Genomic DNA, 20,355 nt, shown 5'->3' with positions numbered 1-20,355 from the left:
GTCTGGACGAAACGAAAAGAAGCATAACCCTGTATGGATGTGTTTGTTGTTTAAATAATATACATATTGGTGTATATATTCCTCAATTTCAGGCTAGGCTTGGCCTGGATTGGGGGAAAAATGAGTCAATCTCCTCGCTTGGGTGTCTGTGCCGCGATTCTGCTCGGCCTGATGCTGGTTGCGCCTCCGCTGCCTGCCCAGAGCCAGGCCCCGCCCGCAGCCCCAGCCGTCACCACGCCGGCAACCACGACAGTGCCGGCGGCTACGACAACGCCGGCATCAACGACGACACCGGCCAAGCCGCTGCGCGCGTTCTGCAACGAAAGCCAGACCGGCACCCGGTTGACCGATGGTTCCGTCACCATGGCGGTGAAGAAAAACTGGCAGCCAGTGGATGGCAGCTTCACCTTCACCATCGCGCCGGCCGTGCCGTTGCCCGCCGATACCCGCCTGATCGCCTGCCTGACCTGGAAGCGCGATGGCGCCCAGGCAGTGGAGGCGCCGGTGGATATCAGCAAGGCGGCGGCCAATGGGGCGATCACGGTAGCGGTGACAGTGCCGCGCGACTTCAGTATTCCGTCGGGCTGGCTGCAGGGCGATACCGATTTGTTCGTGGTGCCGCTGGCCGATCTGCGCATCATCGGTGTGTCCCAGGGCAATATCGTGGTCGATGTCTCACATGTTGTCGGCATCACGCATCAGCTCATCACCTTCCTCCTGTCTCTCGCGATCATTCTGCTGCTTGTCGGCTGGATGACCAAGAAGCGTCCAAGCACGGACGGCGCCAAAGACGAAAAGGGGCCGAACTGGATCTACCGCTTGATCGGTACCAGATCGGGCAAGGCCAGCCTGTCGCAGTTCCAGGTCATGCTCTGGACCATCGTGGTGGCCTTCTCTTCGGTCTATGTCATGCTGATTTCCGGTGCGCTGGTTGATATTTCCAGCAGCACGCTGGTCTTGCTCGGCATTGCTGGTGGCGCCACGCTGTTGGCCAAGGTCAGCCCGACGCCGAGCGATGCTGCTGCACCCGATCCGAATGCGCCGCGCTCGCTGTTCATTGATCTGGTCGGCGGCGGGGCGGAAGGCGAGGTAATCGACGTCACGCGGTTGCAGATGCTGATCTTCACCGTCATCTCGGCCGGCTTCGTGCTCGCCAATGTGCTGACGACCTATGAGATTCCGTCGATTCCGGAGGGCTACCTGATCCTGATGGGCTTGAGCAACACGGTCTATATCGGCTCGAAGAACCTGCCGGCGAAACCGGCGGCGGCGAATCCGGCACCGAATCCTCAGCCCAATCCAGCAGCCAATCCGGCGCCGAACCAGTGACCAAACCGGTGACCGGGCCTAGCCGCCCTTCTTCAGTTCGACGATCGGCTTGCTCATCACCGCTTCCTGGTCCCAGGGGAACAGGATCCAGGTGTCCTGGCTCACTTCGGTGATGTAGGTATCCACCATCGGGCGGCCATTCGGCTTGGCGTAGATGGTGGCGAAATGCGCCTTCGGCAGCAATTGCCGCACCGCCTTGGCGGTGATGCCGGTATCCACCAGGTCGTCAACGATCAGCCAGCCTTCGCCCTGGGAAGGCAGCGCCGCATCGGCCTGCTTCAGGATATTCACCTTGGTGCCGCGCTCGAGTTCGTTATAGGTCGAGCAGGAAATCGTCTCGATCACGCGCACATTCAGTTCGCGCGCCACGATGGCTGCCGGCACCAGGCCGCCACGGGTGATCGCCACCACGCCCTGATAGGGGCCGCGCTCCAGCAGGCGCCAGGCCAGTGCCTTGCAATGGCGGTGCAGTTCCTCCCAAGAGACGGGGAAGAACTTGTTGTAGCCGTGGCCCTCGGTCATGGCATGTCCTCTTGTGCAGTCGCTGTCCGGTAGGCCTCGATGGGCTGCCGGATCCAGTCCGGAATCGTTACCGAGCGCACCGCCTGATCGTCGATGATGCAGGAGACCAGTTCGCCGGTGAAGCAGCTTTCGCCAGCGGCATTGCGGCCGACGATATGGAAAGTGATGGTGGAGCGGGTGAGGCGCGGGATGCGCAGCTCGACCGTGAAGGGATCAGCGGCGCGCAGCGGCTTCTGGAAATCCAGCTTCGAACTGACCGTGGGCGAGCCGAGATTGTGCCGCTTGTGCAGGTGGTACCAGCTGCAGCCGATCTGCTCGCGCCAGAAGCTTTCCACCGTCTCGATCACATAGTCGAGGAATTGCGTGGTGTAGACGATGCCGGCCGGGTCGGCCTCGCCCCATTGCACCACGCGCTCGATGGCAAACAGGCGGTCTGGCGAATAGGGTGGCGGCACGGGTTTCATGGCGGCGGACTATACACAGGGCCGGGGCGTAAAAAAAGATGGGGCTCCAACCATTTCGGCGGAGCCCCGGTGCCATGTTGGGGAGGAAAGGGGGCCGGGCCTCAGGCCCGGACATACTCGAAATCGACCGGCATGTTGTTGATGCCGCGGGCCGGCGGAGCGATCCAGTTGGCGTATTTGCCGATCTCGGTCACCGCATGCATCAGGCTGATGACATAGAGGCGGTCTTCCTCGGTCGGCAGCCAGCGGTGATGACGGGCATCCCATTCCGCCTGGCTGATGATATGGCCCTGGGGATCGACGCGCAGTTCGGCGAACTGGCCGATCTGGCGATGGAAGGCGCGGTGCGGCAGCTTCAGTTCGAAGTCGATGCCCGCGCGCTTGATCACCTGGTTCCAGCGCATCACACCGCGCGCGCAATCGGCCACGTAGTCGTCGCGCAGCCGTTCATTCAGGGCGGTGAGGGCGGATTCTTCCTTCTCGCGGAAACCGTCGCCATGAACTTCAAGCACCTTGTAGGCCGCGTCGGTCAGCTTGTGGTCGTCGGCAATGCGGGTCTCATCGAAGCGGCCCTTGATGCCCATGGTGTAGTAGTTGGCGGCGTTGGTGGAGATTTCCGAGCCGAACAGGTCGAGCGATACCGAGAAATGGAAGTTGAGGTATTTCTGGATCGTCGGCAGGTCGATCACGCCATGCTTGCGCACGTCATCGGTCTTGAAGTCGCGCATCACTTCGCAGGTCCGCTGCAGCACGCGGCTGATGCCGGTCTCGCCCACGAACATATGGTGCGCTTCCTCGGTCAGCATGAAGCGACAGGTGCGCGACAGCGGGTCGAAGCCGCTTTCCGCCAGCGAGGCGAGCTGGAACTTGCCATCGCGGTCGGTGAAGAAGGTGAACATGAAGAAGCTCAACCAGTCCGGTGTCGCCTCGTTGAAAGCGCCGAGGATACGCGGCTTGTCGGCATCGCCGGAGCGGCGCTGCAACAGGGCTTCGGCTTCCTCGCGGCCATCGCGGCCGAAATAGGCATCCAGCAGGTAGACCATGGCCCAGAGATGGCGGCCTTCCTCGACATTGATCTGGAACAGGTTGCGCAGGTCGTAGAGCGACGGGCAGGTCTGGCCCAGCAGGCGCTGCTGTTCGACGGAAGCCGGCTCGGTATCGCCCTGGGTCACGATCAGGCGGCGCAGCACGCCGCGATATTCGCCGGGCACTTCCTGCCAGGCGTCGTCGCCCCTGTGGTCGCCAAAATTCACCTTGCGGCCGGCTTCAGGCTCGGCAAGGAAAATGCCCCAGCGGTAATCCGGCATCTTCACATAGCCAAAATTCGCCCAGCCCTGGGCATCGACGCTGATGGCGGTGCGCAGGTAAGCCTCGCGCGCCTGGAAGCCCGCCGGGCCCATATCCTGCCACCAGTCGAGGAATTTCGGCTGCCAATCCTCCAGCGCGCGCTGCAGGCGGCGGTTGTCGGAGAGGTTGACGTTGTTCGGGATGCGCGAAGCGTAGTCGATCGCCATGGTCAGACCCTCCTGCGGTCGTAATTGGCACGCTGGCCGGTGCCATAGAGCTTGAGCGCGCCTTGCTCGCCCACCGCGTTCGGGCGCTGGAAGATCCAGTTCTGCCAGGCGGTGAGGCGCGCGAAAATCTTGCTTTCCATCGTCTCCGGGCCGCCGAAGCGGAGAGACGCCTCCATGCCGGTGAGGGCATCGGGCGAGAAGGCGGCGCGTTCCTCGATGGCGATGCGCACTTCATCTTCCCAGTCGATGTCGTCGGGCGTGAAGGTCACCAGCCCGGCTTCGTCGGCGGCTTCCGCATCCAGGTCTTCGCCGATCTGGTCGCGCAACGCATCGACACGGGCAAGGTCATCCAGGCTGCGGCTTTGCAGGCGCGACAGGCCGTTCACCATCGGATAGGCGCCGAAATTCAGCGGCGTCAGGCGGATCGTCGCGGGCGGGCGGTTGTCGCCCTCGAACTGGCCGTCCAGCATGTAGGAGCGGTCAGCGGCCAGCGCCAGTTCCAACAGCGTGCCGGTGAAGCAGGAGCCGGGCTCGATCAGCGCGAACAGGCTGCGCGAAGAGACGTCGATGCGTTTGAACACGCGCTTGAGGAACAGGCGGATTTCACGCACGCGCCAGTCGCTCTTATGCTGTTCCAGCAGCGCGTCATAGGCCGCCACCGCATCGGCATCGCCTGTGCTGCGGATCACCCACATGCCGATGCTTTCCTCGTTGGTGCGCAGATGCAGCACCAGGTCATCCAGCTCGCGCGCCAGCGCCAGCGGCCAGAAGCCGGCATCAATGCCGTCGAGCGTTGCCGGCGCGGCGGCCTTGGGGCCATGCACGGTGATCTCGGCGATGCCCTTGGCGCGGTCGATCTTGGCATCGACATGGGAATAGGCCAGCGAGGCGCCATTCACCTGGCGGACCAGTTCCGGCAGCGCGATGCCCTTGGCATCGGCGGGGCGGTCGGATTTTTCGGCCAGCTTCAGGGCGCGCTCGCGCACGGCTTCGTTCAGCCGGGTGCGCGGCACCACTTCATCCACCAGGCGCCACTCCACGGCGCGCTTGCCCTTGATGCCTTCTTCCAGGGTGCAGAAGAAATCGGCGCGGTCGCGGCGCACCTGGCGCTTGTCCACCAGGCGGGTGAGGCCGCCGGTGCCGGGCAGCACCGCCAGCAGCGGCACCTCGGGCAACGACACCGCCGTATTGCCGTCATCGGCCATCACGATGTGGTCGGCGGCCAGCGCCAGTTCATAGCCGCCGCCGGCGCAGGGGCCGTTCACGGCGGCGATATAGGTCTGGCGCGATTCAGCGGTGGCTTCCTCGATGCTGTTGCGGGTTTCGTTGGTGAACTTGCAGAAATTCACCTTCCAGCCATGGGTGGACTGGCTGAGCATGCGGATATTGGCGCCGGCGCAGAATACGCGTTCCTTAGCGGAGGTCAGCACCACGCTGCGCACTTCCGGATGCTCGAAGCGCAGGCGCTGCACGGCATCATGCAGTTCGATATCGACGCCGAGATCGTAGGAATTCAGTTTCAGTTCATAGCCGGGGCGCAGGCCGCCATCTTCCCGCACATCCAGCGCCAGCGTGGCGACGGGACCGTCGATGCTCAGCTTCCAATGCTTGTAGCGGCTCGGATCAGTGCGGAAATCCACCGGCGGCAGCGCGGCGGCATCGGTTTTTGGCTCGGCCATGGCGTTTCACCCCTAGAACGTGACCGGCATTATAATGCATTTTTTGATCGGCTCAAGAATTATTTTGCAGGGGAGAGCCAGCCGGGATGGGCCTGCAGGGCGGCCAGCAATTCGGCGCTGGCGGCCTCCACCGGCTTGCCGGCGGTATCAAAGGCCATGTCGGCCTTGGCATAGAGGGTTTCGCGTTGGGCCAGGATGCGCTTCAGGTCGCCCATGGCTTCCGACATGCCGGCCATCGGGCGCATGTCGCCCTGGGCCACCACCCGGCCCATATGCTCCTCCGGCCGCGCCTTCAGCCAGATGGTGAAGCAATTGGCCAGCAGATGCGCGAAGGTGCCGGGTTCGGAGGGCAGCGAGCCGCCGCTGGCGATCACCGCCGGCGCGCGTTCGGCGGTAACGCGCTCCAGCGCCCGGCGCTCGAAGCGGCGATAGGCGCCCTGGCCATAGAGGTCGAAAATCTCGTTCAAGCTCAGCCCGGCTTCGGCCTCGATTTCCTTGGCCATTTCGACGAAATGCAGGCCCAGACCGGCGGCCAGTCGCTGGCCCAACGTGGTCTTGCCCGCACCGCGCAGGCCGATCAGGGCGATATGGCGCTTCACGGCGGGGGCGACACCAAAGCGTTCGCGGATAATGGCCTGCAGGTCCTGCTGTTGTGCCGGGGTCAGTTCTTCGATCTGCTGCAGCAGCAGCGCCTGATCGACGCCATATTTCGGCCGGTCGGCGAGGAAATCGCCGATCGGCAGGTCCATCGCCTGGGCGATCTGGCGCAGCAGCAGGATGGAGATATTGCCGGCGCCGGTTTCGAGCTGGGCGAGGTAGCGTTCCGACACGCCGGAATCGCGGGCCAGGATCTTGCGGCTCATGCCGCGCCGGGCACGGGCATTGCGCACGCGCTCGCCCACCGCTGCGAGGAAAGCCTGGTCTTCGTTATCCGCCGTATCGCTGACGGGAGATTGTTCCGGTGCCTTGACCATAACATGCATTATAGTGCTTTTTGGGCTGGAACGCTAGAAATCAATGCGCTATATTTCGGCCTCTTGTGAAAATCAGTGGCGTTAAGAGGGGTGATCATGCAGGTGAGTATTCTGGTCGGCACCATGACCGGCACGGCGGAGATCGTCGCCGGCGACGTGAAGAAGGCGCTGGAGGCCGAGGGCCATGGCGTCGACGTGCTGCTGATGGATAATCTGAAGGCCGATGTGTTTGCCCGTCCGGGCACTTTCCTGATCTGCACATCCACCTACGGCCAGGGCGATGTGCCCGACAATGCCCGCGACTTCTATGCCGATCTGGAAAAGGTCCGCCCGGACCTCGCCGGCAAGCTGGTTGGCGTCATCGGCCTTGGCGACACCACCTATGGCGACACCTTCAACAATGGCGGCGCCCAGTTCGAACAGATCCTGCGCGATCTCGGCGCCACCCTGGTGGGCGAGCGCATGCAGCACAATGCGTCTGGCACCACGCTGCCGGAAGAGGATGGCGTCGCCTGGGCATTGGAATGGGTGAAGGTGGTGGAGCCGCTGCAACAGGCCGCTGCCTAACACCATAAAAACAAGAAAACGGTTTCTGGGAGGAAACCATGCCGCGCTTTCTAGACCTGCCGCGGCGGTATAACGCCGCCACTCATTTCATCGACCGGCATGTCGCCGAGGGGCGCGGCGCAAAGGTCGCGTTCATCGACGACCGCGGCAGCCATACCTATGCCGATCTGGCCGCGCGGGTGAACCGCGCAGGCAATCTGCTCAAGGCCCAGGGCGTGCAGCGCGAACAGCGCGTACTGATGGCGATGCTGGACAGCATCGACTTCCCGGCGCTTTTTTTCGGCGCCCTGAAGATTGGTGCCGTGCCGGTGCCGGTGAACACGCTGCTGCCGACTGCGGATTACGATTTCCTGCTGCGCGACAGCCGCGCCGTGGTGCTGGCGGTCTCCGATGCGCTGCTGGAGAAATTCCGCCCCATCGTCAACGACCAGCCCCACCTGAAGCAGGTGCTGGTATCGGGCCGCGTGGCGCCCACCATCAAGCCGCTGGAAAGCCTGCTGGCCGAGCAGTCGGATCAGCTTGAAGCGGTTGATACCACGCCGGACGATATCGGCTTCTGGCTCTATTCCTCCGGCTCCACCGGCAAGCCCAAGGGCGCGATGCATCTGCATGGCGACTTGGTGCATACCGCCGTGCTCTATGCCGACGAAGTGCTGGGCATCCGCGAGTCTGATGTGGTGTTCTCGGCGGCGAAGCTGTTTTTCGCCTATGGCATGGGCAATGCCATGACCTTCCCGCTGCATGTCGGCGCCACCGCCGTGCTGATGGCCGAACGCCCGACGCCGCAAAGCGTGATGGCGCGCCTGAAGCAGCACCAGCCTACCATTTTCTACGGCGTGCCGACGCTCTATGCCGCGATCCTGGCCGACCAGTCGATCACGCGCGAAAGCGGCTCAGCCAAACTGCGGCAATGCGTTTCGGCGGGTGAGGCGCTGCCTGAGGATATTGCCAAACGCTGGGACCAGCGTTTCGGTGTCTCGATCCTCGATGGCATCGGCTCCACCGAGATGCTGCATATCTTCGTCTCCAACCGGCCCGACGACATCCGCCATGGCACCACCGGCAAGGCAGTGCCGGGCTATGACCTGCGCATCGTCGATGAGCAGGGCCGCGATGTGGCGGATGGCGAGATCGGCGAATTGCTGGTCGCCGGCCCGTCCTGCTGCGTCGCCTACTGGAATAACCGCGCCAAGAGCCTCGCCACCTTCCATGGCCCCTGGACCCGCACCGGCGACAAATACACCCGCGACAAGGATGGCTATTACGCCTATGCTGGCCGCTCCGACGACATGCTGAAGGTCAGCGGCATCTGGGTTTCGCCCTTCGAGGTTGAGTCCGCGCTGATGGCCCATGGCAAGGTGCTGGAAGCCGCCGTGGTGGCGAATGAAGACACCGACAAGCTGATCAAGCCCAAGGCCTATGTGGTGACGCGCGACGGCATCGGCGGCGATGCGGCATTGGCCGCCGAGTTGCAGCAATTCGTGAAAGAGCGTCTGGCGCCGCATAAATATCCGCGCTGGATCGAGTTCGTCGCCGAACTGCCCAAGACCGCCACCGGCAAGATCCAGCGTTTCAAGTTGAGGCAATGACCGAGTACGCAGAGATTCCGGGCGGCCGCATCGAGTACCGCTGGATCGGCCCGCGCCAGGGCGATTTGCCGGTGCTGGTGTTCCTGCATGAAGGCCTTGGCTGCGTTGCCATGTGGCGCGATTTCCCCGATACCGTTGCCGCCGCCACCGGCTTACCCACCTTGGTCTACAGCCGCATCGGCTATGGCGCGTCCAGTGCCTGCGCGCTGCCGCGCCCGATCACCTACATGCATGACGATGCGCTGATCCATCTGCCGCATCTTCTCACCGCGCTGGGCGTTGAACGCTATATCCTGGTCGGCCATTCCGATGGTGCCTCGATTGCACTGATCCATGCCGGCTCGAACCCGCCCTCAGGCCTGCTCGGCCTGGCTGTAATGGCGCCACACAGCTATGGCGAGGCGGTGTCCTTCGGCTCGATCCAGGCGGCGCATCAGGCTTATGAGCAGGGCGACCTGCGGGCACGGCTGGCGAAGTATCACGGCGACAATGTCGATTGCGCTTTTCGTGGCTGGTGCGATTCCTGGCTCAACCCGGATTTCGCCCGTTGGAATATTGAGGCCGAAGTAGCGCGGATCACGCTGCCGCTGCTGGCCATCCAGGGCGAGGGCGACGAATACGGCACGTTGCGTCAGATCGACACCATCAAGGCGCTGGCCAAGGGCAGGGTGGAGACGCTGGTGCTGCCCGCCTGCGGCCACTCGCCGCACAAGGACCAGCCCGATGCGGTGCGCGCGGCGCTGGTTGATTTCACGGCGGCGCTTCGTCGAGGAATGCCACGACCGGGCAATTGACGGTGATGCCGCTCGGCTCCACCGCCTTGCCATCGGGTCCGCTCAAGCCTTTGCCATAGAGGCGATAGATCGCCGCCTGGTCGGTCTGGCGCGAATTCCGCCGAGCCGCCACGGCTTCATCGCTCCACAGCAGCAATGTCACGCTCCACAGCGGCGAATAACCGCCGGCGGTCTTGCCGGTGGGAAAAGCAGTCAGCACATTGTCCGGCGACCCAAGGCCGGCGGCGGTCTCCGGCAGGGCTTCGGCAGCGATGCGGCCTTTCAGCAAGAGTGTCTGCATGCCTTGCTCGCGGCCATTGAGGAAAGCCAGCAGGCCGATATCGCCATCGCCACGCCCGAGCTGCGGCACATAGGTGGCGCGCTCCAGAGCCGCAACCGCCGGGTCGGAGGCTTCGCTGCTGAAATACAGCACGCGCCGGCCTTCGGCGAAGCCGAGGCTGAGCTGCAGCGTGACGCGGCGTTGTGCGGTGTCGATGGCCAGCACGCGGTCCAGCGTCGTGCCGTGGCCTTCGATGATGAAAGGGCCGTCTCCGACCGCAACGATCGGCGCATTCAGCACCGGACCATCGGGGCTGAGACGGATGAAGGGCGAATAGCCGGCCGGTGCCGTGGCGCCTGGCAGGGCAGAGGCGGGAGGAAAGCCCTGCGGTCCCGGCTGCACGCGGCGGTTGGCTGAAAAATCCGGCGCCGCATTGAAGTCGATCACGCCGTTCCGCTCACGCACTTCCTGCACATGGCCGGCGCGGGCCAGCAGTGGCGCATGCACCACGCCGCGCAGCTTGGCATCGGCTGCATCGGATGAGTCGGTGATGACATGCCAGACCGTGCGTCCCTCTGCCGTGCCACGATAAAGCGGCAGCACGGCGCTCATGCTGGTGATGTCCACGGAGATGGTGGAGGCAAGCACGATCTTGTCGCGCGGCAGCAGGCGCGGAGCGGCAGATGACGCAGCTTGCCTGTCCGTCGAGACACAGCCCGCGAGCAGCAAAACGATGAAGCAAAGGGACAGGCTGCGGCGCAGGATGGACATTGCGGACATCGTGGTGATTGCCCGTGAAACTGTCAAAGCACGGTTATTTGCGGAAAACAAACGTTTTCGTGATATAACAAAAATGCGACTTAGTCGCACTTGCGGGGTGGCAGAGGGCAGGGTATTTATACGTAGATTATTCTTATTCGCAAAAGGAACTAGGGAGTGTCCTCAATGATCAAGCATCCGACGCGTCGCGCCGCTGCTGCTTTCGGGCTTTCCGCCGCCGCTCTTGCCGCCATGCTGGTGCTGCCGGGCCAGGCGCTGGCGCAGGGCGAGGTCAATCTCTACTCGTCGCGTCACTACGATACCGACGAGGCGCTCTACACCGAATTCACCAAGCTGACCGGTATCAAGGTGAACCGCCTGGAAGCGCGCGAGGATGAACTGATCCAGCGCCTCAAGGCCGAGGGCGACAAGAGCCCGGCTGATGTGGTGATCACCGTCGATGCCGGCCGCCTCTACCGCGCCCAGGAGATGGGCCTGTTGCAGTCGATCAAGTCGGCCGAACTTGAGAAGCTGATCCCGGATCATCTGCGCGAGCCGTCGGGCCAGTGGTTCGGCTTCTCCAAGCGCGCCCGCGTTATCGTGGTGAACAAGGCCCGTGTTGCGCCGGGTTCGATCAGCCGCTACGAGGATCTCGCCGATCCGAAGTGGAAGGGGAAGGTGGTGATCCGCTCCTCCACCAACGTCTATAACCAGTCGCTGGTTGGCGCCATGATCGCTTCCCAGGGCGAGGAAAAGACCGAAGCCTGGGCGCGCGGTGTGGTCGCCAACATGGCGCGTCCGCCGAAGGGCGGCGATACCGACCAGCTCAAGGCGGTGGCCGCCGGTGAAGGCGATATCGCTGTGTCGAACACCTACTATCTTGCCCGCCTGATGGCTTCGACCAAGCCTGAGGATGTGGAAGTGGTGTCGAAGCTGGCGGTGATCTTCCCGAACCAGCAGGATCGCGGCACCCATGTGAATATCAGCGGCGCCGGCGTGGCGCGCTATTCGCCGAACAAGGCCAACGCGATCAAGTTCCTGGAATACCTGGCCTCCAAGCAGGCGCAGAGCTACTTCGCCATGGGCAATTATGAATTCCCGGTGGTTGGTGGCGTGAAGCTGCACCCGGTGATCCAGCGTTGGGCCGAGTTCAAGGAAGACAACGTGAATGCTGCCGTGTTCGGCAAGAACAACGAAGCGGCGCTGAAGCTGATGGATCGCGCCGGCTGGAAGTAAACCTCCAGCAATAGATGAGACAAACAGGGCGGGGGCTCAGGCTCCCGCCCTTTTTCTTTGCCTGAAATTCTCCACCTTAAATTTTCTGGCGAAAGCCGTCTGGCTGCTTCTCGCCGCCCGCAAGCCGTTGCTGGCCGATAGGGCGCATGGATTTTTTTACCCTTGCGTTACAGGCGCAGGGCTGCTTATCCTATTCCAAGATTCGTACCACTGTATCAATATTTGGAACAATACGCAAGCGGATAAGGCTGACCCCAGTGGATAAAACCGTCGTCAAAGCCCTGACCCTGCTCGAGGAGTTATCCATCTCCGAACAGCCTCGCGGCGTTACCGAGCTGGCAGTGTCGCTGAACCTGACCAAGGCCAATGTGCATCGCCTGCTGCGCACGCTGATGGATCAGGGCTATGTGGTGCAGGAAGGCGAACGCGGCGGCTATGTGCTGTCGATGAAGCTGTGGGAACTCGGTTCGCGCAGCCTGCGGCGCCTGAGCCTCACGGAAGTCGCCCGCCCTGTGGTGCGCCAGCTCTGCATCGATGCCAACGAGTCGGTGCAGCTTGCGGTGCCGGAAGGGTTGATGATGGTGTATGTCGACAAGGCTGACAGCCCGCACCCGCTGCGCGCCATCACCCAGATCGGCAGCCGCGTGCCGATGCATTGCGTCTCCTGCGGCAAGGCCATGCTGGCCTTTTCCGAGCCGCTGTCGGCGCAGTTGCAGTATCCGCTGCAGCGCCACAGCTCGGCCACCATCATCACCAAGGCGGCGATGGCCCGCGAACTCGCCGATATCCGCGACAAGGGCTTTGCCGTCAATCGCGGCGAATGGCGCGAGGGCATCTGGGGTATCGCTGCGCCGATCCGGGATGCCAGCGGTGCCGTGATGGCCTCGATTGATGTGTGGGGGCCGCGCGAGCGTTTCGATGGCGCGGCCACGGCCGTGCTCGGCGCGCATGTGAAGCGCGCCGCGGAAGAGATTTCCAACAAGTTGGGTTACAGCGCCGGCGAAGGCCGGCGCGATATGGCAGGAGCTGCGTGAATCATGGGTAAGTCAGTCGATATTCTGCTGGTCGGGGGCAAGGTTTTCACCGATGGCGGCCTGGTCGAGGCCTCGCTCGGCATTTCGGAAGGCAAGGTCGCCTTCGTTTCGGCGCGTGACTGGACGCCGCCGGCCGAGCGCGTGATCGACATTACCGGCCAGATCGCGCTGCCGGGCTTCATCGACACCCATGTGCATTTCCGCGACCCGGGCCTGACCTACAAGGAAGACTTCCTCACCGGTACCCAGGCGGCGGCCCATGGTGGCGTCACTTGCGTTGTCGACATGCCGAACAACAAGCCGGCCTTGCTCACCGCCGAGCGTTTCCGCAACAAGCGCGACTCCGTGGCGCAGAAGGCGCTGGTGGATTTCGCGCTCTATGCCGGTGCCACCAATCCGGACGAGATACCGGGCATGGTGAAAGAGGGCGCCATCGGTGTGAAGATTTTCATGGTCTCGGATCCAAAGTCGAAATACCCGCATGACCCGGAATTGTTCACCGGCGACCATGGCGAGCTTTACGACGTGCTGAAGCTGGCGCGCGACCTCGGCATCTATTGCGCCGTACATCCGCAGAACCAGCAGCTTTTCACCCATGAATCGAAGAAGCGCTGGGCGGCGGGCACCACCGGGCCACGCGACTTCCTGGAAGCCTATTTCGGCGAGAATTTCGTCGGCGATCACACCGCCATCGGCACGCTGATCGAGATGAGCCGTGCCTCCCAGGCGCGCACCCATATCCTGCATGTGCGCACCGAGCGCAGCATCAAGATGATCCGCGAGGCGGCTGCCGAGGGCGTGCCGGTGTCGCTGGAAATCAATCCGAAATACATGCTGCTGGGTGAGGAGGACATGGCACGCCTCGGCCCCGCCAGCACGCCCTACGGCCTGCCGCTGACCCAGCGTACCACGCTGCTGCGCTGTGTGCGCGAAGGCCTAGTGGATGTTCTGGCCACCGACCACGCGCCGCATACCCGCGCCGAACTGGAGCCAGGCTGGAAGGATGCCTGGAGCATTCCGTTCGGCAATCCGCAGCTCGACCATGTCACATCCGTGCTGCTCAGCATGGTGAACCAGAATGTGCTGACGCTTGAAGCCCTGGTGCAGGTGCTGGCGACGGGGCCGGCGAAGCTGATTGGCCTTTATCCGCGCAAGGGCACGCTGCGGGTCGGTGCCGATGCCGATATTGCCGTTGTCGACATGGCGCGTCCGGGCCGCCTCACCGACGAGGAATGCTACACCAAGGTCAAATGGTCGCCTTATACCGGCCGCGACGTTTCCGCCCGCGTTGCCATGACCATCGCCGGCGGCCGCGTCGTGATGGAGAACGGTAAGGTCACCGGAGAGCCCGGCAAGGGCCGCTTCATTGCCAGTTCCACCCAAGTTTAATGAATAGCAGACAGGAGAGGTCCATGATCATCAACCGCCGTTCTTTCCTTGCCGCCAGCGCGCTTGGCGCGTTCTCCAGCGTCGTGCCGTCGCTTACTCCGAAAGCCTGGGCGCAGGCCAAGCAGGTGCGTGTCGCCAATGGCACCACGCTGGATATCCTGTCGCTGCCCGATGTGCGCACCTTCGAGGTCTTCCTGCCCAAGGAAGGCGCCTACCAGACCAGCGTCACCTATGTGCCTGGCGCGGTGCGCGCCATCCAGGCGGTTCTGGTTGGCGAGGCCGAGGTCGGCATTTCCACGCTCGGTTCCGGCCTGGCCGCTGTGCTGCAGAACCAGGATATCCGCGTCTTCTGTCTGGCCTCCGGCGCGCGGCCCTATCTGGTGCCGGTGGCGGCCAAGGGTATCACCAGCCTGAAGCAGCTCGAGGGCCAGGAAGTCGGCGTCATCTCGCTGGTCGATTCCACCTATTACCTGCTGGTGATGATGATGCGCTCCCAGGGCGCCGATCCCACCAAGGTGCAGTGGCGTGTTGTTGGCGGCGGCGCCGGCCGTGCCAATGCCATGATCTCGGGCGCCGTGAAGGCGGCGATGTTCCAGGTCGGCCAGGCGCTCGACCTGATGGAGAAGGGATCGTTCGATCTGGTGCCGGCGCCATTCGACGGCCTGAAGAACACCATCTTCAAGGCCTTCTGGGCCAAGCGCGATTTCCTGGAGAAGAATCCGGAAACCGCCGATGCCATCGTGCGTGCGCATCTGCTTTCCACCCGCGAGGCGCTGAACAAGCAGCAATTCATGTCCTATGCACCGCCGCCGCTGGCGCCGATGACACCGGATGTGATCTCGCGTTCCTACGACATCCTGCTCAAAACCGGTCCGTGGGATCCGAATGACGCGCTGCTGAACAAGACCGCCGGCGACGAAACCGTGGCCGACATGGTGCGCTACGGCGTCATTTCCGGCCCCGTCGATTTTGACAAATGGGCCGTCACCGGCCATGTCGCCCGTGCGGTTGCGAAGCTGGGGACGGTCTGATGGCCGCTGCTGGCGTACCGCGCCTGCGTCTCAAGGGCGTCGGCAAGAGTTTTCCCCTGCGCCGCGGCCAGCAACAGGACGCGGGGCAGGCGACGATCCTTGACGGCGTCAACCTTGACGTGCGGGAGAATGAGTTCATCAGCATCATCGGTGCCAGTGGCTCGGGCAAGACCACGCTGCTGCGCATCGTTGCCGGTCTGGCGCAGGCCAATGCCGGCACGGTCGAGATCGATGGCCGGGCGGTGACACGCCCGGGCCGCGACCGCAGCGTGGTGTTCCAGCAGATCAATCTGTTTCCCTGGCGCAACGTGCTGCAGAATGTCGAGCTCGGGCTGGAGTTGCAGGGCGAATCCCGCGCTGCCCGGCGTGAGCGTGCCGAACAGTTCGTGCGCCTGGTGGGCTTGGGCGATCACGGCCATGCCTTTCCGCACGAGCTTTCCGGCGGCATGCAGCAGCGCGTCGGCATCGCCCGTGCGTTGGCCACCGATCCGGCGATCCTGCTGATGGACGAGCCGTTCGGCAGCCTGGATGCGCAGACGGCGGAATTTCTCTGGGATGAACTGCTGCGCATTGTCGAAAAGACGCGCAAGACGGTGCTGTTCGTGACGCACCATATCGACGAGGCGATCTACCTCTCCGACCGTATCGTGGTGCTGGGCGGGCGTCCTGCCGGCATCCGTGAGATCATCGAGGTGCCGTTCCCGAAACCGCGCTGGAATTACGATGTGCGCGCCGAGCCGGAATTCGCCCGCCTGCGCAAGCGGCTGCGCGACCATCTCTTCGGCCAGCGCGGCAGCGCCGGCGAAACCGCAAGCGAGGCGTAAGATGCTGAGCAACAAATGGGCTTTGCGTGGCCTGTCGCTGCTGGTGGTGCTGGCCGCCTGGCAGATCGTCGGCAGCAATATCAACCCGATCTTCCTGTCCACGCCGGTGAAGATCGCCAAGGCTTTCGCCACCACTATCTCGTCGGGCGAATTGCCCATGGCGGTGCTGGTCAGTCTCGGTGTCACCACTGCCGGCTTCGTCTCGGCCATCGTCATCGGCATTCCGGTCGGGCTGCTGATGGGCCGCTTCCGCACCCTGGAATACCTGCTCGATCCTTATGTCAGCGCGCTTTACGTGGTGCCGCGTATCGCCCTGATCCCGCTGATCATCGTCTGGGCCGGCCTCGGCGTGCAGGCGCAGATCGTGGTGGTGTTCGGCACCACCGTGTTCCCGATCCTGCTCAGCACCTATGCCGGGGTGAAGAATATCGAGGCCCGGCTGCTGGAAACGGCCTATTCCTTCGGCGCCAACGAACGGCAGCTTTTCTTTTCCGTGATCATTCCGGGCAGCGTGCCGTTCATCATGTCCGGCCTCCGGCTGGGCATTGGCCAGGCGATCATCGGCATGATCGTGGCGCAGATGTTCCTCGGCATCGCCGGCATGGGCTTCATGCTGACCAATTACGGCAACCAGTTCGCCACCGATTATGTCTTCGTCGTGGTGCTGTCGCTGGCGGCACTCGGCATCACCCTCACCGAAATCGTCAAGCTGCTGGAACGCCGCTTCAACCACTGGAGGCCGGATAACAATGTCGCCCTCTGACACTGCTACCATCCCGAACAATGATAATGATGCCGCCGAGCGCCGCCGCCGGGCGGTGGCGATACTGGCCAAGGCACGCGCCGAATCCATGCAGCTTGGCGTCGATCCGGCCGATCTCGGCAACATGTTCCTCGATGAGGCGATGCTGGCCTGGCTGATCGCCGAATGGCCGGAGCGGGATATGCGCAAGCGCCTCATGGAAGCCATGATGGACGATGTGAAGAAATGGTATTCCCGCGCCCGCGTCGCCACCGGGCAATGCGATTGCGTGCAGGAAGTGCATCTCGCCGGCATGATTGAGGCCGAGGCATTGGAGCAGGGCGAGCCGCCCGTGCGCCTGGTGCCGCGCGGCGCCGCCTGACGGTTTAGGCCTTCAGCGCGGTCACCACATAGCAGGGCACCGGCACGCCCATTTCGACGCGCGCGGCATCTTCCTGCATCTGCAATTCGGTGAAGCCGTGTTGCGCCAGCACGTTCTGCAGATAGCTGCCGGCATGGGCATAGCGGCCGGTGGGATTGAGGCGATAGCCCCCCGCCGGCGCCTCGCCGTCGATGCGCTCGACGGTGAAAGCCAGCAGGGCGCCTTGCGTCATGCGCGGCGCCAGATCGGCCAGCAGCGGCGCCAGGTCGCCGAAATAGCAGAACACGTCGGCGGCGACAGTGAGGTCGTAGCGGTCCGGCGTGCCGCGCAGGAAGGCGCCAAGTTCGGCTTCATGCAGCGCGTCATAGCCGCGCCCCTCGGCCTTCGCCAGCATGCCACCGCTCAAGTCCACGCCGATCAGTTTGTCGGCGCGCGGCTTCAGCAGCGGCGCGCATAGCCCGGTGCCGCAGCCGGCATCCAGGATGCTTAGGCCGCGGCGGTCGCCGATGCGGGCGGCAATGGCGGCTTCCAGCAATTGCGGCGCGCGATATTCCAGGCCGCCCAGCACCTTCTCGAAATCGGCGGAGAAGCGGTCGAAGGTTTCGCGCACATAGGCGTCGTCGGCGCGGCTCGGGGCGCCTTCGCCCATCGCGGCGGCGGCCATATGCTGTGCCACGCTGTTGTCGGGATACGCTGCCGCCCATTCGCGGGCATGGCGGCGCGCGGTCTCCACATTGCCGCTGCGCATCAGGCCGTAGATCATTTCGCCCATATGGTAATGCAGCATCATGTCGTCCGGCTGCTGCTTCAGCGCGGCGGCGGCATTCAGCGCGCCTTCCTCGTAGCGGCCAAGCTGGAACAGCGACAGCGAGCGGTTCTTCAGCGCCACGAAATGGTTCGGCACCGCGCGCAAAGCGGCATCGAAGCAGGCGGCGGCTTCCTCATGCGCCTTGCGCTGCGCCAGCAGGCCGCCGAGATTGCATTGCGCGTCGGCATAGTCGGGGCGCAGGCGCACGGCTTCGCGGTAATACTGCTCGGCGCTGGCGGCATCTTCGCGGTCGCGGTAGGCATTGCCCAGGCTGAACAGCGCCATCACGTGGTCCGGCTGCAGCTTCACGGCATTCTTCAGCGCCGCGATGCCGGTATCATGGTCGCCCATGCGGCGCAGGCAAACGCCGATATTGAAATGCAGCGGCGCGTAGCCGGGCGCCACGGAAAGGCCTTCCTTGTAGGCGCTATAGGCCTGGCTCAGCCGGCCCATGGCCTGAAACACGTTGCCCAATGCCATATGCGGCTCGATCAGCGAACGGTTGGCCTGCACGGCGCGGCTGTAAAACTGTGCGGCTTCCTTGAGGTCGCCGCGCCGCTGCGCGATCTGGCCGAGGCCGAACAGCGCCTCCGCCGAGCGCGGCTGTTTCTGCAGGATGCGCGTGAAAGCGGCGTTGGCCAGTTCCACTTCGCCCTTGTTGAGCAGGTCGAATGCCACCGGCACGGTAACGTCGCCGCCGATGCCGGATTGCTGCAGCAGCATGTCGCTGGGTTTGGTCATGGGGTGTCCTGTTCTTGGCCTGGGCGGGAACCTGCCAGGGCGGCATTGAGCCACAGCACGGGCAGCAGCCCGGCGGCAACGATGATCAGCGCGCCGGTCGAGGCTTCGCTCAGCCGTTCGTCGCTGGAAAGCTGGTAGACGCGCACTGCCAGGGTGTCGAAATCAAACGGCCGCACGATCAGCGTCGCCGGCAGTTCCTTCAGCACATCCACGAAGGCGAGCAGCGCGGCGGTAAACAGGCTGCCGCGCAGCAGCGGTGCATGCACCCGGCGCACCACGCCGAACGGGCTTTCGCCCAGCACGCGCGCTGCTTGATCCAGGCTCGGCCGGATGCGGTGCAGGCCGCCATCCATGGTGCTGTGAGTGACAGCCATGAAGCGCACCACATAGGCATAGAGCAAGGCGAGAAGGGTGCCAGACAGCAGCAGCCCGGGCGCATGGCCGAACAGCCGCTGCATCCAGGTATTCAAGGTGTGATCCAGGCTGGCCAGTGGCAGCAGGATGCCGATGGCAATCACCGAGCCGGGCACGGCATAACCCATGGTGGCGAATTGCCCCAGCCAGGAAAGCAGCCGGCCCGGCGCCAAGCGCTGGGCATAAGCGAGCAACAGGCCGAGGCTGACCAGCAGCAGCGCCGCCAGGCCAGACAGCATGAAGCTGTTGAGGGCGAAGCCGAGCAGGCGGGCGGAGCCGAGCGAGTCCCCCTCGGTGATGGCGAGATAGAGCAGCCGGCCAGCCGGCAGCAGGAAGCCAAGCAGCACCGGCAGAGCGCAGAGCAGCAGGGTGAGGACGGCCAGCAGCGGTGTGGGCCGGTGCAGTTTCAGCGGCCGGGTGCGCGCCGAGGTGTGGTGGAAGCGTTTGGCCTGGCGGCTGATACGCTCCAGCATCACCGCGCCAAGCACGAACAGCATCAGCATGCCGGCAAGCTGTGCCGCCGCCACCGGATTGCCCATGCCGAACCATGTGCGGTAGATCGCGGTGGTGAAGGTGGGCACGCCGAAATAACTGACGGCGCCGAATTCAGCGAGCGTCTCCATCAGCACCAGGGCGATGCCGCCGGCAATCATCGGCCGGGCCAGTGGCAGCGCGATGCGCCAGAAGCGGCCCCAGGGCCGGATGCCGAGCGTGCGGCCGACTTCCAGCACGCAGACCGACTGATCCTGAAACGCCGTGCGGGCCAGCATGTAGACATAGGGATAGAAGGCCAGCGTCAGCAGCGCGGTGACGCCGCCCAAGGTCATCACATCGGGAAACCAGTAATCGCCCCGGCTCCAGCCAAAGGTTTGGCGCACGGCGGTCTGCACCGGGCCGGCGAACTGCATCAACTCGCCATAGACGAAGGCCGAGACATAGCCCGGGATCGCCAGCGGCAGGAACAGCAGCCAGCTCAACAGGCGCCGGCCGGGAAATTCGATCATCGTCACCGCCCAGGCGCAACCGACGCCGATCAGCGCCGAGCCGAGGCCGACGCCAAACAGCAGCAGCACGGTGTTGAGCAGCATCTCCGGCAGCACGGTGGCGGCCAGATGCGCGAACACGCCCTGGGTCGGCCGGCCGAGATTGGCCAGCACCGCCAGCAGCGGGGCGGCGATCAGCAGGGCCAGTACGGCGGCGAACAGCGTCCAGGCCAGCCGGCCATGGCCGCGCCGGGCTAATCCCTGGGGGGCCGCATTCGGTGAAAAGGTAACCTCGGTCACGGCATCTTCTTGGTTTGAATT

General features: G+C 64.0%; 19 protein-coding genes. 11 read left to right on the top strand and 8 right to left on the bottom strand.

Annotation, left to right across the window (positions count from 1 at the left end; translation table 11 throughout):
• Positions 1 to 120: 120 nt before the first annotated feature.
• Positions 121 to 1,329: a hypothetical protein gene (locus V6B08_RS20280; RefSeq protein ID WP_341984369.1), complete on the top strand. Its 1,209-nt coding sequence runs from the start codon at positions 121 to 123 to the stop codon at positions 1,327 to 1,329.
• 18 nt (positions 1,330 to 1,347) lie between these two features.
• Here V6B08_RS20280 and gpt read toward each other — a convergent pair whose 3' ends face one another.
• The 5 genes from gpt to V6B08_RS20255 all read right to left on the bottom strand — a co-directional run bounded on the left by gpt (position 1,348) and on the right by V6B08_RS20255 (position 6,482).
• Positions 1,348 to 1,851, bottom strand: a complete 504-nt coding sequence (gene gpt / locus V6B08_RS20275) for a xanthine phosphoribosyltransferase (RefSeq protein ID WP_341984367.1) — start codon at positions 1,849 to 1,851, stop codon at positions 1,348 to 1,350.
• A complete protein-coding gene (locus V6B08_RS20270) occupies positions 1,848 to 2,315 on the bottom strand; it encodes an acyl-CoA thioesterase (protein WP_341984365.1) in 468 nt (155 codons plus the stop codon). Before V6B08_RS20270 ends, gpt begins: the two co-directional genes overlap by 4 nt.
• Positions 2,316 to 2,416: 101 nt before the next feature.
• Positions 2,417 to 3,829, bottom strand: coding sequence for a benzoyl-CoA 2,3-epoxidase subunit BoxB (gene boxB / locus V6B08_RS20265; protein ID WP_341984363.1), 1,413 nt, complete (start codon positions 3,827 to 3,829; stop codon positions 2,417 to 2,419).
• A 2-nt stretch (positions 3,830 to 3,831) separates the two neighbouring features.
• Positions 3,832 to 5,508: a 2,3-epoxybenzoyl-CoA dihydrolase gene (gene boxC / locus V6B08_RS20260; protein WP_341984361.1), complete on the bottom strand. Its 1,677-nt coding sequence runs from the start codon at positions 5,506 to 5,508 to the stop codon at positions 3,832 to 3,834.
• 59 nt (positions 5,509 to 5,567) lie between these two features.
• Entirely contained in the window at positions 5,568 to 6,482 is a 915-nt protein-coding gene (locus tag V6B08_RS20255) for a helix-turn-helix transcriptional regulator (protein ID WP_341984359.1), read from the bottom strand.
• A gap of 96 nt (positions 6,483 to 6,578) precedes the next feature.
• Between V6B08_RS20255 and V6B08_RS20250 the strand changes: the two genes are divergently transcribed.
• The 3 genes from V6B08_RS20250 to V6B08_RS20240 are packed head-to-tail and all read left to right on the top strand — an operon-like array spanning position 6,579 to position 9,432.
• Positions 6,579 to 7,049, top strand: a complete 471-nt coding sequence (locus tag V6B08_RS20250; RefSeq protein ID WP_341984357.1) for a flavodoxin domain-containing protein — start codon at positions 6,579 to 6,581, stop codon at positions 7,047 to 7,049.
• Positions 7,050 to 7,087: 38 nt separating this feature from the next.
• Positions 7,088 to 8,638 (top strand): benzoate-CoA ligase family protein, encoded by a 1,551-nt coding sequence (locus tag V6B08_RS20245; RefSeq protein WP_341984355.1) that lies wholly within the window; start codon positions 7,088 to 7,090, stop codon positions 8,636 to 8,638.
• The gene (locus tag V6B08_RS20240) at positions 8,635 to 9,432 is read left to right on the top strand and encodes an alpha/beta fold hydrolase (RefSeq protein ID WP_341984352.1); all 798 of its coding nucleotides are present in this window, start codon (positions 8,635 to 8,637) and stop codon (positions 9,430 to 9,432) included. Before V6B08_RS20245 ends, V6B08_RS20240 begins: the two co-directional genes overlap by 4 nt.
• On the opposite strand, the gene V6B08_RS20235 is transcribed toward V6B08_RS20240, so the two are convergent.
• Positions 9,389 to 10,462, bottom strand: a complete 1,074-nt coding sequence (locus V6B08_RS20235) for a hypothetical protein (RefSeq protein ID WP_341984349.1) — start codon at positions 10,460 to 10,462, stop codon at positions 9,389 to 9,391. The two genes, V6B08_RS20240 and V6B08_RS20235, sit on opposite strands and share 44 nt — an antisense overlap.
• 174 nt (positions 10,463 to 10,636) lie before the next feature.
• On the opposite strand from V6B08_RS20235, the gene V6B08_RS20230 reads away from it, so the two are divergent.
• From V6B08_RS20230 to V6B08_RS20200, 7 genes are all read left to right on the top strand, one after another.
• Entirely contained in the window at positions 10,637 to 11,686 is a 1,050-nt protein-coding gene (locus tag V6B08_RS20230) for a Fe(3+) ABC transporter substrate-binding protein (protein ID WP_341984347.1), read from the top strand.
• A 257-nt stretch (positions 11,687 to 11,943) separates the two neighbouring features.
• Positions 11,944 to 12,720, top strand: coding sequence for an IclR family transcriptional regulator (locus tag V6B08_RS20225; protein WP_341984345.1), 777 nt, complete (start codon positions 11,944 to 11,946; stop codon positions 12,718 to 12,720).
• 3 nt (positions 12,721 to 12,723) lie between these two features.
• Positions 12,724 to 14,109, top strand: coding sequence for a dihydroorotase (locus V6B08_RS20220; protein WP_341984344.1), 1,386 nt, complete (start codon positions 12,724 to 12,726; stop codon positions 14,107 to 14,109).
• 23 nt (positions 14,110 to 14,132) lie between these two features.
• The gene (locus V6B08_RS20215; RefSeq protein ID WP_341984342.1) at positions 14,133 to 15,140 is read left to right on the top strand and encodes an ABC transporter substrate-binding protein; all 1,008 of its coding nucleotides are present in this window, start codon (positions 14,133 to 14,135) and stop codon (positions 15,138 to 15,140) included.
• Positions 15,140 to 15,964: an ABC transporter ATP-binding protein gene (locus V6B08_RS20210; protein ID WP_341984340.1), complete on the top strand. Its 825-nt coding sequence runs from the start codon at positions 15,140 to 15,142 to the stop codon at positions 15,962 to 15,964. Before V6B08_RS20215 ends, V6B08_RS20210 begins: the two co-directional genes overlap by 1 nt.
• Position 15,965: 1 nt before the next feature.
• On the top strand, positions 15,966 to 16,727 hold the full coding sequence (locus V6B08_RS20205) for an ABC transporter permease (RefSeq protein ID WP_341984338.1): 762 nt from the start codon (positions 15,966 to 15,968) through the stop codon (positions 16,725 to 16,727).
• Positions 16,714 to 17,088, top strand: coding sequence for a hypothetical protein (locus V6B08_RS20200; protein WP_341984335.1), 375 nt, complete (start codon positions 16,714 to 16,716; stop codon positions 17,086 to 17,088). The genes V6B08_RS20205 and V6B08_RS20200 overlap by 14 nt, the downstream gene beginning before the upstream one ends.
• Before the next feature lie 4 nt (positions 17,089 to 17,092).
• Here the strand turns inward: V6B08_RS20200 and V6B08_RS20195 are convergent, their stop codons facing one another.
• Both V6B08_RS20195 and V6B08_RS20190 read right to left on the bottom strand, forming a co-directional pair.
• Positions 17,093 to 18,637, bottom strand: coding sequence for a tetratricopeptide repeat protein (locus V6B08_RS20195; protein ID WP_341984333.1), 1,545 nt, complete (start codon positions 18,635 to 18,637; stop codon positions 17,093 to 17,095).
• Positions 18,634 to 20,334, bottom strand: coding sequence for an ABC transporter permease (locus tag V6B08_RS20190; RefSeq protein ID WP_341984331.1), 1,701 nt, complete (start codon positions 20,332 to 20,334; stop codon positions 18,634 to 18,636). The genes V6B08_RS20195 and V6B08_RS20190 overlap by 4 nt, the downstream gene beginning before the upstream one ends.
• Positions 20,335 to 20,355 lie beyond the last annotated feature (21 nt).

This window comes from Ferrovibrio sp. MS7, assembly GCF_038404985.1.
Classification (GTDB): Bacteria; Pseudomonadota; Alphaproteobacteria; order Ferrovibrionales; family Ferrovibrionaceae; genus Ferrovibrio; species Ferrovibrio plantarum.
This window is presented reverse-complemented; position numbering and strand designations above follow the sequence as displayed.

Coding starts and splice junctions, on each gene's coding strand:
- V6B08_RS20235 (WP_341984349.1), bottom strand. CDS start 10,462: ATGTCCATCCTGCGCCGCAGCCTGTCCCTTTGCTTCATCGTTTTGCTG.
- V6B08_RS20270 (WP_341984365.1), bottom strand. CDS start 2,315: ATGAAACCCGTGCCGCCACCCTATTCGCCAGACCGCCTGTTTGCCATC.
- V6B08_RS20250 (WP_341984357.1), top strand. CDS start 6,579: ATGCAGGTGAGTATTCTGGTCGGCACCATGACCGGCACGGCGGAGATC.
- V6B08_RS20210 (WP_341984340.1), top strand. CDS start 15,140: ATGGCCGCTGCTGGCGTACCGCGCCTGCGTCTCAAGGGCGTCGGCAAG.
- boxB (WP_341984363.1), bottom strand. CDS start 3,829: ATGGCGATCGACTACGCTTCGCGCATCCCGAACAACGTCAACCTCTCC.
- V6B08_RS20200 (WP_341984335.1), top strand. CDS start 16,714: ATGTCGCCCTCTGACACTGCTACCATCCCGAACAATGATAATGATGCC.
- V6B08_RS20220 (WP_341984344.1), top strand. CDS start 12,724: ATGGGTAAGTCAGTCGATATTCTGCTGGTCGGGGGCAAGGTTTTCACC.
- V6B08_RS20240 (WP_341984352.1), top strand. CDS start 8,635: ATGACCGAGTACGCAGAGATTCCGGGCGGCCGCATCGAGTACCGCTGG.
- V6B08_RS20245 (WP_341984355.1), top strand. CDS start 7,088: ATGCCGCGCTTTCTAGACCTGCCGCGGCGGTATAACGCCGCCACTCAT.
- V6B08_RS20255 (WP_341984359.1), bottom strand. CDS start 6,482: ATGGTCAAGGCACCGGAACAATCTCCCGTCAGCGATACGGCGGATAAC.
- boxC (WP_341984361.1), bottom strand. CDS start 5,508: ATGGCCGAGCCAAAAACCGATGCCGCCGCGCTGCCGCCGGTGGATTTC.
- V6B08_RS20215 (WP_341984342.1), top strand. CDS start 14,133: ATGATCATCAACCGCCGTTCTTTCCTTGCCGCCAGCGCGCTTGGCGCG.
- gpt (WP_341984367.1), bottom strand. CDS start 1,851: ATGACCGAGGGCCACGGCTACAACAAGTTCTTCCCCGTCTCTTGGGAG.
- V6B08_RS20205 (WP_341984338.1), top strand. CDS start 15,966: ATGCTGAGCAACAAATGGGCTTTGCGTGGCCTGTCGCTGCTGGTGGTG.
- V6B08_RS20230 (WP_341984347.1), top strand. CDS start 10,637: ATGATCAAGCATCCGACGCGTCGCGCCGCTGCTGCTTTCGGGCTTTCC.
- V6B08_RS20280 (WP_341984369.1), top strand. CDS start 121: ATGAGTCAATCTCCTCGCTTGGGTGTCTGTGCCGCGATTCTGCTCGGC.
- V6B08_RS20195 (WP_341984333.1), bottom strand. CDS start 18,637: ATGACCAAACCCAGCGACATGCTGCTGCAGCAATCCGGCATCGGCGGC.